Origin of the sequence: Candidatus Tisiphia endosymbiont of Micropterix aruncella (genome assembly GCF_965178575.1) — a bacterium.
In the GTDB taxonomy this organism is placed as follows: domain Bacteria; phylum Pseudomonadota; class Alphaproteobacteria; order Rickettsiales; family Rickettsiaceae; genus Tisiphia.
In genome coordinates this window covers 1088828-1104243 of record NZ_OZ238268.1, presented here as the reverse complement: position 1 = coordinate 1104243, position 15416 = coordinate 1088828, and the positions used below count along the sequence as shown (strand labels likewise).

15 protein-coding genes and 1 pseudogene are annotated in these 15416 nt (G+C 31.4%); 5 read left to right on the top strand and 11 right to left on the bottom strand.

The genetic code is table 11. From position 1 onward, the window contains the following. Positions 1-332: 332 nt before the first annotated feature. From ACN1AG_RS05490 to ACN1AG_RS05480, 3 genes are all read left to right on the top strand, one after another. On the top strand, positions 333-785 hold the full coding sequence (locus tag ACN1AG_RS05490; protein WP_417904625.1) for a hypothetical protein: 453 nt from the start codon (positions 333-335) through the stop codon (positions 783-785). Positions 786-860: 75 nt separating this feature from the next. Further along, the gene (locus tag ACN1AG_RS05485; protein ID WP_417904624.1) at positions 861-2051 is read left to right on the top strand and encodes a fatty acid desaturase; all 1191 of its coding nucleotides are present in this window, start codon (positions 861-863) and stop codon (positions 2049-2051) included. 181 nt (positions 2052-2232) lie between these two features. Then, complete coding sequence (locus ACN1AG_RS05480) at positions 2233-2472, top strand: exodeoxyribonuclease VII small subunit (protein WP_417904623.1); 240 nt, start codon at positions 2233-2235, stop codon at positions 2470-2472. A gap of 47 nt (positions 2473-2519) precedes the next feature. Here the strand turns inward: ACN1AG_RS05480 and ACN1AG_RS05475 are convergent, their stop codons facing one another. The 7 genes from ACN1AG_RS05475 to zapE form a co-directional block, all read right to left on the bottom strand. Continuing rightward, positions 2520-2741 carry a DUF6356 family protein gene (locus ACN1AG_RS05475; protein WP_410520663.1) on the bottom strand — a complete coding sequence of 74 codons (222 nt, stop codon included), beginning with the start codon at positions 2739-2741 and terminating at the stop codon, positions 2520-2522. 94 nt (positions 2742-2835) lie between these two features. Beyond that, on the bottom strand, positions 2836-3708 hold the full coding sequence (locus tag ACN1AG_RS05470) for a class I SAM-dependent methyltransferase (RefSeq protein ID WP_417904622.1): 873 nt from the start codon (positions 3706-3708) through the stop codon (positions 2836-2838). A gap of 367 nt (positions 3709-4075) precedes the next feature. Continuing rightward, positions 4076-4366, bottom strand: a complete 291-nt coding sequence (locus ACN1AG_RS05465) for a hypothetical protein (RefSeq protein WP_367364280.1) — start codon at positions 4364-4366, stop codon at positions 4076-4078. Positions 4367-4387: 21 nt separating this feature from the next. Next, on the bottom strand, positions 4388-4759 hold the full coding sequence (locus ACN1AG_RS05460; RefSeq protein WP_367364279.1) for a hypothetical protein: 372 nt from the start codon (positions 4757-4759) through the stop codon (positions 4388-4390). Between the two features lie 906 nt (positions 4760-5665). After that, positions 5666-7954, bottom strand: a complete 2289-nt coding sequence (locus ACN1AG_RS05455) for a 3-hydroxyacyl-CoA dehydrogenase/enoyl-CoA hydratase family protein (protein ID WP_417904621.1) — start codon at positions 7952-7954, stop codon at positions 5666-5668. 5 nt (positions 7955-7959) lie between these two features. Beyond that, on the bottom strand, positions 7960-8583 hold the full coding sequence (tmk, locus tag ACN1AG_RS05450) for a dTMP kinase (protein ID WP_417905600.1): 624 nt from the start codon (positions 8581-8583) through the stop codon (positions 7960-7962). Then, positions 8567-9598 carry a cell division protein ZapE gene (zapE, locus tag ACN1AG_RS05445; RefSeq protein WP_417904620.1) on the bottom strand — a complete coding sequence of 344 codons (1032 nt, stop codon included), beginning with the start codon at positions 9596-9598 and terminating at the stop codon, positions 8567-8569. Before zapE ends, tmk begins: the two co-directional genes overlap by 17 nt. A gap of 124 nt (positions 9599-9722) precedes the next feature. Between zapE and dacB the strand changes: the two genes are divergently transcribed. Next, complete coding sequence (gene dacB, locus ACN1AG_RS05440; RefSeq protein WP_417904619.1) at positions 9723-11087, top strand: D-alanyl-D-alanine carboxypeptidase/D-alanyl-D-alanine-endopeptidase; 1365 nt, start codon at positions 9723-9725, stop codon at positions 11085-11087. A gap of 193 nt (positions 11088-11280) precedes the next feature. Then, positions 11281-12075 (top strand): HD domain-containing protein, encoded by a 795-nt coding sequence (locus ACN1AG_RS05435; protein ID WP_417904618.1) that lies wholly within the window; start codon positions 11281-11283, stop codon positions 12073-12075. Here ACN1AG_RS05435 and ACN1AG_RS05430 read toward each other — a convergent pair. The 4 genes and pseudogenes from ACN1AG_RS05430 to ACN1AG_RS05415 all read right to left on the bottom strand — a co-directional run. Then, positions 12041-13144 (bottom strand): annotated as a pseudogene (locus ACN1AG_RS05430) (MFS transporter); the annotation flags it as partial. The gene ACN1AG_RS05435 and the pseudogene ACN1AG_RS05430 overlap by 35 nt on opposite strands. A gap of 832 nt (positions 13145-13976) precedes the next feature. Continuing rightward, positions 13977-14174, bottom strand: coding sequence for a hypothetical protein (locus tag ACN1AG_RS05425; RefSeq protein WP_417904617.1), 198 nt, complete (start codon positions 14172-14174; stop codon positions 13977-13979). A 79-nt stretch (positions 14175-14253) separates the two neighbouring features. Beyond that, positions 14254-15129 carry an IS982 family transposase gene (locus ACN1AG_RS05420; protein WP_417905599.1) on the bottom strand — a complete coding sequence of 292 codons (876 nt, stop codon included), beginning with the start codon at positions 15127-15129 and terminating at the stop codon, positions 14254-14256. Between the two features lie 89 nt (positions 15130-15218). Further along, positions 15219-15380 carry a winged helix-turn-helix domain-containing protein gene (locus ACN1AG_RS05415; RefSeq protein WP_417905598.1) on the bottom strand — a complete coding sequence of 54 codons (162 nt, stop codon included), beginning with the start codon at positions 15378-15380 and terminating at the stop codon, positions 15219-15221. Between the last annotated feature and the right edge of the window lie 36 nt (positions 15381-15416).

Here is a 15416-nt window from a genome sequence, read left to right as displayed (position 1 = left end):
CACATGGGGTATCAGATCCCAGCCTACGCTGGGATGACAGCAAAATTGCTTAAATATTATCCCATAATTAAGTTATAACTAATTTTTGGTTATAATTGGGATAATTTGGGATTATATGGAATTTTCAGGATATTGTACTATAATTATAGAGTCAAGAAGGTTTTAAACAGTTGACAAACAAATTATAAATTTTTATCCATTGTGACTTATTTGACGTATATATGTGATTCAAAGAATTAATAATAAAATCTTTAAAAAAAGTGGATGACGAGTATTAGTGCAGAAAAAAACTTTACTATAATTACATTATAGTAAAACTTAATGAGCATTTTATGATTACACTACTTGCTTCAATAACGGGCTTTATTAGCTCAATTATTCCGGAGATTTTAAAAATTCTAAAGGATCAAAATGATAAAAAACATGCACTTAATCTTTTAGATCGACAAATTGAAATCAATAAACTAGGACATACAAAGCTACTGACAGAGCTTGATGCCTCAAAAGACATTGCTGAAAATAATACTTTATATTCAACATATAAATCAGGCGTTAATTGGGTTGACGCATTAAATGGCTCAGTTCGCCCTGTCCTTGCCTATAGTTTTTTTATTATGTATGCCTACGTCAAATATATGCAATATAGAACCATACAGAGTATGGCGATCCTTGTAGAATATCTTGATGTTTTATGGAATATAGACGATCAGGCTATTTTTGCCGGTATTATTAGTTTCTATTTCGGACAACGGATGTTTAACAAATTATGGAAACGTAAAATGTAATATTGCAATATGTTGCAATATGTTATATTGTAACTATGGAGTTAAGGACATTTAATTTATTTAAAGATTAGATATATGCTAAAAAGAATTTCGTGGCTTACTTTTTTTGTGCTTATCATATACCCAATTTTACTTGCATTTTTGGTTATAAAATATCACATTAGCCACAAGATAGGTATATTCGAAATAGGTTTACTGTTAGCCGGTTATTATGGTTCTAATATTACTGTTGGTGTTGGTTTGCATAGGCTTTGGTCACATCATGCCTTTAAAACAAATACAGCGGTGGAGTTTATTCTTGTTATAATGTCAGCCGCCACTTTACAAGGACCAGCCTTGTCTTGGGCTTCAAATCATCACAAACACCATACTCATACTGACAAAGACCAAGATCCTCATACCCCACTAAAGTTTGACAATAAAATCTTGGGATTCCTATGGTCACATATTGGATGGATGATAATTGATGGAAGCTACAAGTCAATTGACCGGATTACTATGGTTAAACTTGGTAAAAGTAAATTGCTAAGATGGCAATTAAAATATTATTGGCAAATTGCTGCGTTTATGAATATTGTATTTCCAGCATTAATAGGTTACTTAATAGGTGGTACTATCAATTCTGCCTATGCTGGTTTCCTGTTTATTGGTATGGGAAGAGCATTGCAACAACAGGCAACTTTTTGCGTCAATTCTCTATGCCATTTCGTTGGTAGTAAACAATATTATAAAGGTACTGCAGGAGATATTTGGTGGATGGCGTTATTCTTGTTGGGTGAAAATTGGCATAATTTCCACCATGCATTCCCATCAGATTATCGTAATGGTGCTAAATGGTATCATTTTGATGTCCATAAATGGATAATATACGTGATGAGCAAACTTGGACTAGCTTGGAATTTAGAAATTACTCCTAAAATCAGAATACAAGCCAAAATAAATGAGACTAGTAAATACCTAATAGAGGGACGCAAACAGCAATTAAATTTACTGCAAGACAAAATTAATCAATTGGTAGAACGGGTGTATGTAAAGCTTAATGAGCTTGAGAATTCTTCTATATCTATTAAAGCTCAATTAGAAAAATCTTTTATGGAAATTCAGGAATCACTGAAGAAGCTTGCTGAACAACTACATTCATCAATTCAGTTAACTGAAAAGTCATCAGAAAGATTACTAAAAATTGCTAGTAAAAAGATTAAAGATCGAGAAATGGCAATTTATAGATTATATAACGAGCTAGATAGAAAGTATATTAGGAACTAATAGAGTTGGCTAGGCGTACGAGTGGCGAGCAAGCGGAGCGTAGTCAAACCGTTGTTCCTACGCGAAGTCCCATCGTACCACAACGCCACACTTGAAAGGCGAATTGTATACGCTAACTGACCAGTTGAAGGTCAGGATTGGCAAATTCTTATCCCAAATTCGCGTAAAGAGGTAAATTATTATGCTAGACTTAAAATCTATTGAAAATATGAGCTTTGAAGCCGCCTTAGCTGAACTAAAAGAAATTGTAAAAAAAATTGATACGGGAGAGGAAAGTTTAGATTCATCAATTAATAGTTTTGAAAGAGGGGTCTTACTAAAAGATCACTGTGAAAAGAAACTACAAGCCGCCCGCTTAAAGATTGAAAAAATTACTAAGATGCCAGATTCAACCATCGCTATAGACAAGGTAGAGTCCTAATTTAGTATGTCCAGCGTAGATCCGAAACACCTGTCAGCTATTGAATGTTATTGAATGTTATTGATAGAACGCTTATTTTTTTGCTGCAGTTCTATTGATAGTTTAAGGATCATATCACTAGAAGTGGTCGTAAATAAAAAAGGTAACAAACCGTGAACAAAGATAATAAGACTTATCTTTATTAATGTATATCCAAGATAAAATGTATGTTTAAGATGTTGTAAGTAACTCTCGCCTACTGAATTAGGGTGTTGAGTAAATAATTTCATTTTTTGATCCCTTACCTTACAAAATTTTAGCTTAAACTCAGGTTATATCAATTAAAATTTATTTTGGCAAGTAACATGTATACTGCTATGATTTCTACTCGTCCTGACATGTGTAAGATTTCTTCGCGACTGTAACTATACTATCTGCTTCACTTTCGACAAGTTTTGAGCCGTTAATTCCACATTGACTCAAGACATTAAATCCATTCCTATGCAGCATTTCCCTGAGTTGTTTTGCGGTGTAAATTTGTAAGGTTTGTACGCTTCTAGTTATCTTAGGTTTGTCGGGGCTTTTTTGAACATGAGAAGTAGTATAAGAAGTCAGAATGCCATTTTCGTCTATTGTACTATACTGAATGTCACGAACCTTGGTATCACCCTCAATTTTTTGCCAATCAATGGTTAGTTTGGTTATATTATCATTTTTCATTAAATAACTTAAGTTATTTATGTCGAATATATACAATCCATTCTCTTTTAAGTTTCCATTTATATTTCGCATAACTTGTTCAAAATCAAGTTTTGTAAGATGACCTATAGCATTGAATATTGTAATAACAGCATCAAACTTGCCGACTTGTATAGTACGCATATCGCCTTTAAGAAATTTTACAGCTAATTTTTCTTTCTCGGCTTTATTCTTTACAATTTTTAGCATATTTGAGTTGATATCAGATCCAACCACTTCATATCCACGTTTTTCTAACCAAAAAACCTGTGAGCCAGTTCCACAGGTAAGATCAAGAACAGTTTTAACTTTATATTTTTTAAGTATATTTTCTATAGTTTGATTTATTACCATGGAATTTTTTTCGTTAAATGTATCATAGTACTTAGCCGTTTTGTTATAGTGCGATGACTTAGCAGTATGATGAACATATCGACAAAATAAAACGTTCATGGATTTTGCCGCTAATATCCTCCCATTTGTACTATAATCTCCTAACCTTAGCCGAGTAGGAATCATAAGCTCTTAGACTCCTTTAATTAATAAACATACTTTTAATGATTTGAATTATATTATATCTTTTTCGAAACTCGCTTATGCTGAGGAATTTAAAGAAGCTACGGAACGCAGAACCGCAGCGTACTAAATGTACGTGAGGATTCGAGTGCCGGTGCGACGAATAAATTACCAGCAGAAGTAGAGTTGTGAAAGAGATATATTGAGATTATACCTTAATAACATGGCTAATGTACATCAGGAATAAATTTTTATCAGGGCAAGGTTATTTGGACTTGTTTATGGGATCATTAAAATCAATTTTCAGGTTGGGTAGTTCGCTATACTCCGTTTGATCACCCCGTGTCTGTTGTTGTTCCCGTTCTTCAAATCATTCGAGTATACTAGTTACCAATAAAGGTACAGTCTCTAATATCTTTACTTTCTCTTCTAGTTCTACTAACCCACCTATTACTTCACCTAATTTTTCATCAAACTCATCTATTTCATCTTGTAAAAATTTAATGTGTTTTTCTATACTATCTTTATCTATACCATCAATGCTATGATGTAATCTCTCCTTTTCATTGTTAAGTATTAGTACTAAATCTTCTCGCCTTTGTTGATATCTCTTCAAAGTCTCTGATTCAGTTTGACATAGATAATTTGCTGTAAGCTGCATCTTAATATAATTCTCTTCATCTTATTTGTGCAAGGCTATTTTTTCCAGTATCTTCTGTAATTTGGCCTTTTCTTTGGGGTTGCTAAACTGAACAATTCCCCTAAACTCATCAAGTAACATTTTTATGCACATTTCTACTTCATTTAAATGAACAGTCATGTGCAAAATATGATGTTCTTTCTTGGTAGTTAGAGTGGTTAACTCTTTTAATTCTTTATGTAACAAAATTACTTCTTCTTTGGCTGTAATGAAACTATTAGAGAAATCCTGACTCATAAGCCAAATATTGGTACATGCCAGCCTAATACTATATAACCACTTAATACAAGTTACTATCAATAGCATTTCAATAATGATTAAAATAATTGAAGAAATTACTAATAGTTGAATCATTTCATTCCTCCTTTTGTTGCCTTCCACGAGATAAGCTCTATATTCGAATGCTCCTACGAATTGGCTTCGTAAGATTGCGAGGTATTCAAGTATACTTTTTTGATTGTTTATTACTTGTAATGCCACTTTTAGCTCTAATGTCTTTATACTTTCTCTTTGTTGTAATAAAATTTTATCTTTTTTATTATTGTTATTTTATCCTACTATTCTTGGATATAACATTTTCTTGGTCTAATTTATGGGTACATTATAACTAACCTCAGTTTGATGTAATAATCATCGCCATTAGGAGTGATGTCACCGCCATTATGTCATCCCAGCTTTCGCTGGGATATAAAAACTATCTAACATAACCTGAATTCGATGTAACTTGTTACATCGAACTTTCGTGTTATAATATATTTTAACAATCAGGTTTGAAGCGGCTGCTCACCTGATTGTTAAAATATAACACTCCATTCAATATGTGATTTTAATAATTAAAATCACATATTGAATGATGAAAAAAGTTAAAATGCACTCGCGTCAGCCGCTTCAAGAGTGCATTTTTCCTTATAACAAAGCCAGTTCGATATAAGAATTATTAATGCTTATATCGAACTGAGGTTAACATACCTTCTATGATATTTTTTAGACCCCGCACCAAAGCAAGGGTGACACCCTAGGCTATTAAACCGATGTCTTACATCAATACTTGAGGTTAACTACCTTGTATAGGAATCCCCTTTAATTTTAGAGCTGTATATTTTATATAGTATAATAGATGTTGTGATGTGTAAAGTGTTTTTAATAAAAAAAATTTGTGAGGATATTAAGTTTATTGAGAATTTTACTAACTCGCCACCTCTAGCAGAGATAATTCTTGAAATTCATTGGATAGGTTAGTGTGTTATAGTAAACTTTGTTCTAAAAACCAAAAATCTTTTTGGGGTTTTTGGCAAGTTCTAAAAATATCTCTCGTTCAAATTGCAATAATTTTTGCTCATCAATTTGTTGCATGGAAATGATATCTTGAAACTTTGACAATAGCCATCCTTGAAGATTATCATACTCAGCGATACTCTTCTGCTTTGAAGAATTGCTTTCTGCAAATACTATCGGGGAATTCGCGTACTCACGTACCTTATTGTACTGCTTGAGTTCGCTTACCCCTTGTTTGTTGCTCCCATTCTCCAAATCATTTGAGTATACATCTAATTCTTCAGCTAAAGTAACTTTAGATAAAATAACTTGCTTGCTTACTTTCTTTATTTTTTCTGGTAAATCCAAGGCAAAGGCCTCTTGCAGTATTAAATGTTTATTCATATTTACTTGCACGTTAGTAATATCATAATCAGCTATAAAATAATCAGCAGAACTTGATTTATTGTGCAATAGGATATTTCTTAAATTTTTTACTAGCTTACTTTTATCGCTACTTGCACGATAAAACATTTCCTTAATGCCTCCCCAACTTGGAACTAAGCCAACCGATACCTCAACAAGACCAGCATTTAATTCCTGATTAGCTACAATAAAATCAGAATGTAACAATATTTCACAGCCCCCACCTAACGCAGCACCTAAAGCACAGCTAACAATATTAATATGCGAGTATTTTAACCTTATCATGGTTTTTTGACCAAGTTTTAAGAAATCTTCTAATTTAGCAAAATCTTGATTTTTTATACAGGAAGCAATGAATTTTAAGTCAGCACCAGCTGAAAAATTATTGGTTAATGGCATAATATATAGTGTTTGCTTCTCATTTTCTGCAATATCAACAGATTCTAACAAAAGTTTAAAAACATTTTCATTGAGGCAATTCATTTTAGTATTAATAGTAAAAACTAACCTATTTTTATACAGAATTAGTTGAGCCGAGTCATTCTTCAATAAAATCTTACTTTCTTCTAATCTGACTCTAATCAAATGAAACTGACTCAGTTCAATAGTTTCATAGGAATTATTAGCGATATATTCCGGTAATGTTAAATTCATGAGCATTGCTTGTTTTTTAAGCCACTCAAATCCTCCTCCTATGTGATTAATTAACAACTCAAAAGGACCAATCTTCCAACTATAACCAAGCCTCATAGCTATATCTATATCGTAAATATTGTTAGTAATCGATGGAATTAAAGATATTATATATAAGTAAAACTTCACTAGGATCTTATGAAAAAATTTACCATAGCGAGAGTTGCTATTTAACAACTGATCAATAGAACTATATTCAATCTTGGGATCTTCAAATGCTACATAAGTTAAAGTTGTAAAATCTATGACTTCTTTAGTTTTTATGCCATTTATCTTTGATATGCGGTAAAAACCTCCTAAAGCTTTACGACCAATCAAGTTATTCTCTATCATCTTATCAAGGATAGAAGATGCTGAGTAAACTTGGTGATAATCATCATGATTCGGTAGGGAATTAACTAGTGATGTAGAAATTAATCTCATTACGTCGTGACCTATTAAATCATATAAGCCAAAGATTCCTGTACTTGGTAATTTACATAAATCAGTAAAAATTTTATCGATAATTACTGGACTTAAATTTTCATCTATGCTGCTGCGAACAACCAGCTCAAGTAGATAACAACCAACTCGATTTGCTATAAAACCTGGAGTATCGTGACATTTAATAATAGTTTTCCCTAAATCTCGTGTTAGAAAATCTGATATCCTCTCTATAACCCCTGAGCTAACCTCTGAATCTACAACAAGTTCAAGTAATTCCATATATCTTGGAGGATTAAAAAAATGACTAATGACAAATCTAGACCTGATGGTAGATTTTATAGAATCAGGCATTTGCTCTTTTAATTTCCTTAAAGGTAAGGTTGAAGTATTAGAAGCTAAAATAGCATCTGCTTTTAGGTAGGGTAGAATCTTCTCATATAGCTGATGTTTTATTGCAATTTTTTCAATAATAACTTCAATGATCAAATCACATTCTGTAATCAGCTTTAGATCATCTTCTAAATTACCAATGGTGATAAACGCTAATTTACTTGGATGCGATAAAGGAGGTGGTCGTTGTTTCTCTATATTTTCTAGAGCCTTCGTAAGGATTGCATTCCTATCATTAGGGTCGTTGCTTACTACATCTAGTAAAACAACTTGGTGAGAGGAGTTAGCTATCAAGGCAGCTATTGCTAGGCCCATTACTCCAGAACCAATAACACATATTTTTTCTATTTTATTTTCCATCTTATTCACCAAACCTTTGCAACGAGCATCGCAACTATTATATCATGAATTTCTTGTACACTAAGAGTTGAAGCATTTATTTTTACTATTCTATTTGGAAATTTAGCTGATATATATTGAAATCCGTTATGGACTTTTTGATGGAATTCAATATTTTTGCTTTCAAATTTGTTATTATTCCCTCGCACTAATGCCCTTGGTAAGGCAATATTTGGATCTATATCAATAAAAAATGTAATATCAGGCATCACATCAGATATTAAAGACTTATGAAGATCATAAACTAAATCAATCCCTATATCTTGCCCCTGATAACAAGCAGTAGAGTCTACAAACCTATCACAAATAACTGAGATCCCACAATCTAGTTTAGGAATAATCCTTTTATGGACATGTTCGTAACGTGCTGCCATGATTTGCAGCAATTCTGACATAGGTAGTAAATCTTGATTAACTAAAATGTCACGCATTTTTTCAGCAGAAATAGTTCCCCCTACTTCACGTGTTAAATCTACGGGAATATTTTGTGATAGTAAATACTGATATAACATATTACTTTGGGTGGATTTTCCGCACCCTTCCCCACCCTCAAACGTAATAAATTTACCCTTTTTAATTGACGTAGCTATCACTATTCATCTCATATAATCTTGAAATAGTTCTGTTAAATTCATCTTTGCGAAAACCATTCTGATATATTTTTATAGGTTCATCTTGTAATGTCATGAATAATACAACCTTATAAAAATAAGCATTATCAACAAAATTAATAAACCTAACTGCTAAGTCTGTGTTATCAGAATCTATTATACGAATATTTTCTACTATTATGATAGAAAATTTTTGGCAAATATTTACATAATCAACATAACCTAATTCTCTTACAAATAGCTCTTCAAAATCTGTCACTAATATTTTTTCACTAGCCATTTTAAAAGATATTTTACGTCCAAAAACTAGGATATCCTTAGAAACTAATCGGTTATTACTATTTAACTTGCTAATAAGGTTCTGTATCTCAAGCTTATTATCTTCATTAATAGGGTATATTATGCGTCTATTAGTCATGTGTATAATTTTATCTAATCGATAATCATGATCACTATCCAAGTGCATAACTTCAAACTTTTGATAAATCTCTTTAATTATTGGCAAAAAGGAATTTCTTTGTAAACCATCTTTATACAAATCTTTTGGCTCGATATTACTAGTAATAAAGATAAACACCTTATGTCTTATGAGTTCAAGGAGCAGCGACCCTATTATCATAGCATCAGTTATGTCTTTAATTTCAAACTCATCTATGCATATTACTTCCGCCTGCCTTGCATAATTTGCAGCAATTCTTTTGATAATATTATTTTTAGATTGTGATTTATCTTGCAACTGATAAATATCTTTATGTACCGATTGCATAAAGTTTTGGTAATGTATCATTAATTTCTTAATTTGCAATATTTGGAAAAAATGTTGCATTAATACAGTTTTGCCATTACCTACATTACCATATAAATATATAGCTTTTTTTGCTAATAAACTGCTATTAAAGAATCTAAAAAACGACTTATCTTCAATTTGTTTAGCAAACTCTTTAATTCTGCTGAGCAAAAGCAACTGCTTTTCGTCAAATTTTAATTCAGGCAATATATTACATTCTCATTTTAGATTTAGTATAACCTGAGTTAGTATAGTCTCTTAATAAAAAACCTTTACTTTTATAGCTAATTAAATCAGATTAGCTACAAAAGTAAAAAATAAAATAAAGATTATGCAAAAAATTATTTCACTATTCTTGCTTTCAATATTTTATAACTTTTCATATGCTTGTGACTATAATTATAAAGAGACAATTAATCAAGAAATACAAAAAATAGATTCTAACATTAATATAGGAATAAAAATTAGAAATTTATTAACAGGCGATGTAATTTATGAGCAAAATGCTGATAGGTATTATACTTTCGCGAGTGCTTTAAAATTCATTACTATAGGCACTTTAAGTCAATATTTTGGCAATGATTATCTTTTTATTAATAAGATTTTACAAAATAAAGATGATTATTATTTAGACATTAATGATCCTAATTTTTCCACCAGTGATCTTGATAGTATGATAAGCATGCTTAAAGAAAAATCCCATAAGACTATTGCTAATTTTTATATTATAAATTCTCAGTTTTCTCTTCCTGCGGTTATAGAAAGTGGAATGCTTGAAGACTCTAAACGTAGTTATGGTGCTCCAATTACACAAGTACATATTAATAAGAATTATATAAAGTTACAGTTACATACAAGTGAATTAGTAAAGAATAAACTACATGTAGATAATCAAGAGTTAATACCTTATAAAATTGTTAACAAGGCTATAACTATTCCAAATGGTGATAAAAATAAACTAAATATAGTGATTAAAGATAATAATTTACTAATAAATGGCACATTAAATGAAGGGGTCAAGAATTTTATTGCAGACGTAGTAGTTAATGATAATCTAAATCATATAAAATTAACATTACGACAATTATTAAATAAACATAATATTAAAATAACAGGCAAAATTTTATATAGTTCTAAACCAAAACTAGCTAAAGAAATTGTTCAAATTGAAAAAAAATTCAATCAGATTGGTAGCTACGCTTTAAAAATGTCTGATAATTATATTACAGATTACTTACTTGCTAAATTTGCTACTATATGCAAAGTAAGTGATTGGGCAGAGGCAGGGCTTTTATTAAAAAAATATGTAAATAAAAATTTTGCAGTAAATTTAGATAATACAGTAATAGTTGATGGCTCTGGTTTATCTCGATATAATCTGCTTACTCCAACACATTTTGATGAGTTTTTAACTAGCATTTATAAAGATAAAAACTTTGAAACTATTAAGTTGATGCTAGCTAGACCTAATGAACCAGGCACTTTGGAAAAGCGTTTTCAAGGCATAAATATTTTTGCCAAAACGGGTAGTATGTCTGGAGTATCTTCATTAATAGGTTATGTATTTGATAAAAATAATGTACCCTATAGTTTTGTTATAGTTAGCAATAATTATTTAGGGTCAAAACTGAAATATAAAAATCTAGAAGAAGAAATAATAAGAATATTATTAAATAACCTCAATAATTCGATGTAACAAGTTAATACTAGGCTCGGTATCATCACATGCGAGTAGAATATTGGATATTATTTTATGGGAAAGAAACTGTAATTTATACAACATAGGTTAGAAAATATCGCATCTTTTTAAAAATAAAAAGTAGTAAATGCTTTAAATAATCAAAATTTTAATTTATAATAACTTTATAATTAAAATATTATGATTTCTTATGGAAGATATTAATAACTATTGGGATAATTCAAGATACCAGTTTTGTACATATGCTGAGAGGTTACTTAATGAATTAATTTTGCTAAATACAAAAGTACAGCAACCAATAAACATTTATGAAGTCAAAAAAGGCATCTACTATGCTAAAAAATATCATGGCAGTCAAATGAGACAATCCGGCGAGCCGTATTATTCCCATCCGATTGAAGTGGCTTGTATGGTTGCCCAGTACACAGCCCTAGAAATTCCAAGATTGTTTAGGACTGACATGATTGTTACCGCATTACTGCACGATACCATTGAAGATACAAAACTGACCGAAAAGATGATTGCCTATATTTTTGGGGATCAGGTTGCCAGTCAAGTAGAAGATTTGACTAGGGTTAAACCTAGTGGCAAGATTAGCTCGGCAGAAACACTAGATTTATTATTTCAACAAAAAAAATACGATGTAGCACTGATTAAACTTTTTGATAGAATTCACAATTTAGAAACTCTAGGAGCTAAATCACTGGAAAAAGCTAAAAAGATAGTAGAAGAAACTGTAATACATTTTTTAACTTTAGCTATGCATTTAAGAATACCAACAGTAACAAAACAAATTATTACATTATGTTGTAAACATTTATCTATACCTCTACGCGAGGCTTTTGTGGATAATTTCCAATCTCTTTCTCCAATTTTTCAAAATGAAATAGTCCGAATGCAAAACCTATGCAAACTGGAAGCAATATCATCATTATCCCCCAATGATGCCAATACTCAGTTAAGTAAACAATTGAAAAAGAGGTAACTAAATATATCAAGGCACGAGATATGGCAAAGGTAAGACTAGCACAGCTAAACCGTTTAAAGACAGGAAAATGTTTATAAAAGATCGACAATCCTATGTCAGGGCCGGTAGGTACAAATAACATAACGAATAATTGAATTAAAAATACATCAAATGAGTTATTAATATTATTTAATAAATAAGGGCAAGCTAAAACAAATATACCAAATATTAATAACAAAGTTTTTACAATTTTTAACGGATATATTGTATAACTTAAATATGTTAATACCAAAGTGCTTAAGAAGGAAAATATTGAAATAATAAAATTTTGATGAATAACCTGTTCAGCAGTGTAGCCAAAAGCAGTTTTTAAAATATTTCCGCAATAGATATAAGTAAAATAAAAACATACGGGACACATACATTCTATTAAGAACAAGGCTATTATTGTTACTTTATTAGCTTTTTCCTTCCATATTGGATTATTTTCTAGTTTTTTGAGATCTATGCTGGCAACATTTGAAGTTTGCTGAAAAGTTTTTTTTAGTTGACGTTTGGCATCAGCAAATTCCGGCGTTTCTCTAAGACTCCTTCGAGCTACTGTGCCAACCATTGCTACGCCCGCTCCCATCCAAAATGCTATACGCCAATTAAATCCATAGGAGGTCACTAACGATGCTATTCCTAAAGCAACAACTCCTCCTAAAGTAGTAAAAACCGCAACTAATGAAACAGCTGGATATTGGATTGGTGGATTTATAAGTTCGGTTAAATAAAGTTTTGCTCCTACTGCCTCTCCCATAGAGGACATTCCTTGTAGTATACGGCATATTGTAACCAACCAAGAAGCTGTAATACCTATTTGAGCATAAGTAGGTAGATTAGCCATCATAATACATGATAAAGCCATTATAAAAGTCGTTATGATAACAGTAGTCTTACGCCCTATATTATCACCTAACCATCCAAATATCACTGCACCAACCGGTCGAAAAATAAAGCTAGAACAGAAAGCTGTAGCTGAATAAAGAGCGGTAGTATGAGGATCATATTTTGGGAAAAATAGCTCATTAAGAAATACCGCCATATGTACATAAAGCATCAGGTCAAAATATTCTAGGAATGTTCCAATTGAAAGCAATCCAATAGCTGATTTTTGCTCTTTAGTTAGGCTTCTTTGTTCTTGCTGATATCCTATCATTTTTTCACCTTAAGTAATATATTTATATAATAACCAATGTCTTACATGTCATTCCCGCGTACTATGTCATCCCTGCGAAAGCATTGCCCGCGTGGATCACTAGTATGTCATTCCCGCGTAGGCGGGAATCCATAATATCTAATAGCCTTTACAGGCTATTTTTTTAGCCCCCTGCCTACGCAGGGGTGACATCGGGATTGTTAAACCTAATGTCTTACATCGAATTGAGATATAACATATACATATTGATGACTTGGTTGAACGATAGCAAGAAATAAATAATACAGAAAATTGAAATAATAAATCTTGGTTGTAACAATATCACGGTTCTATAAACAAATTAGAAAGGGAAAAAGAGATATTGGTAAAAATATAGGCTGAGATCAAAGAGATGTTGACTATCAAAACTGCATCGCTATTTTAAGAGTGAAATTAGTAGCCCTAATTATCCTATTTTTAAGTTGTCCGTACTTATTAAATAACCTTAGAAGTTCTTTAGATGTTTTCCTACTTCAAGCATTTGTTGTTTTGTTCATGTCTGATAATATGCCGACTACCCCAATTTTTTATAAGCATTTTCCTGTATTTAAACGTTTTACCTGTGCCACTCTCACATATGCCCTATCACGTGCTTTTATGTATGTCATTGTATCCTTTGGGTCAATATATCTAACTGAATATTTTGGTCATTGGGGGTTGCTCATCCTATTTTGTTTAATCAGTCTAGGATTCGCATTTGGGCTATTTCATTTTGAAAGGTTGGAGAAAATAATGCATCCTTAAAAGATTTTTGATTTATATCCTGCGACAAAGATTTTGTATTTATAGGTGGTAAATGTTGATAACATAACTGCAGTAATTCTTCTGTTAGTTGCGGTATTTCTAGGTGCATACTGATTATTATAAATGCCCTCATACTTTCTTGTATAATTTTCCTCACTTTCTCCGGAGATTTAGCCTTTAGAGTTTGCAAGTTACGTCAATTCGGGATAAGGTTATAATTTAGAGGGAAGTTGAAATTGCAATTTATGGATAGGTTTATTTTTCTTAAGAGAATAGGCAACTAGTGTAGAAAGTATATGAACAAAAGCATTTATAGGTGATCTGTGTCTAGTATGCTCAAGGTTCATTTTGTTCTTTAAATAATCAAAAACTGTTTCAATTAAATTACGTTTTCTTAGCATAATCTTCTCCTTTAAATCCATTAATTTATTTGGCATATTTTTCTTAATCCCATGCACCATTTTTAATCCTCTTTCATATAAACTGACGAATAAGTTTTGCTTAATATATCCTTTATCTGCATACATAACTCCAGTTAAACCATCTGTTAACTCAGGTACTGGAATCCTATCATCAACGTTTCCTTTAGTCATTTTTAATGCTATAAATTGTCCTTTTTCATTAATAATTAAGTGTAACTTGAACCCATAAAAATAACCCATTGATGATTTGCTATGTTTTGCTAGCCCCTTAAATATTTTATTACTATATCGCCTTTTATTATGGCAAGCCTTGATTGTCGTTGCATCAATAAAATAACTACCTGTTTCCTCGCCAAATAACAAATGCATAAGAATATTAAGTGGGACAAACAATCTAGGCATTAACTCGACAAAACGGTTATAGCTCAATGCTTTTGGGAAATCACCTTTGTGGATATATTCTATACAAGTCTTATAAAAATATTTAAAGTTTTTAGCATAAGAAGTATGATACATTACCATAATTGTCATAATCTCGCTTAAACTCATATCACAACGGCGATTCCTTTGTTTTTCTGTTGGTAATAATTTCTTTTTTTCGTATTCATAGTAAATTTTACAAAAATCGTCTATAAAACTATATAATTCTGTGATATCTTTTTTCATGCCTGTGTTTATTTCTTTTTCCACAAAAACATTTATCACAGGCATTAACTCCTTGCAACTCTTATATCTACACTATTCTTTCTTATCCCTTATCCCGAATTGACGTAATTCAAGTCCCTGTGATTTAGATTGTGTATTTGCAGCGGTAACCACTGAGCTGAAGTTTTTTTAAAAGCTTCCATCTCATCTTTATTGTGCTTTGGATGATGGGGACGAGGGAAAACTTTACGCCAACAATGACGATGTAAAATTTTGTAGATTACTGTAAAAAGAAGTAACTAAAACAA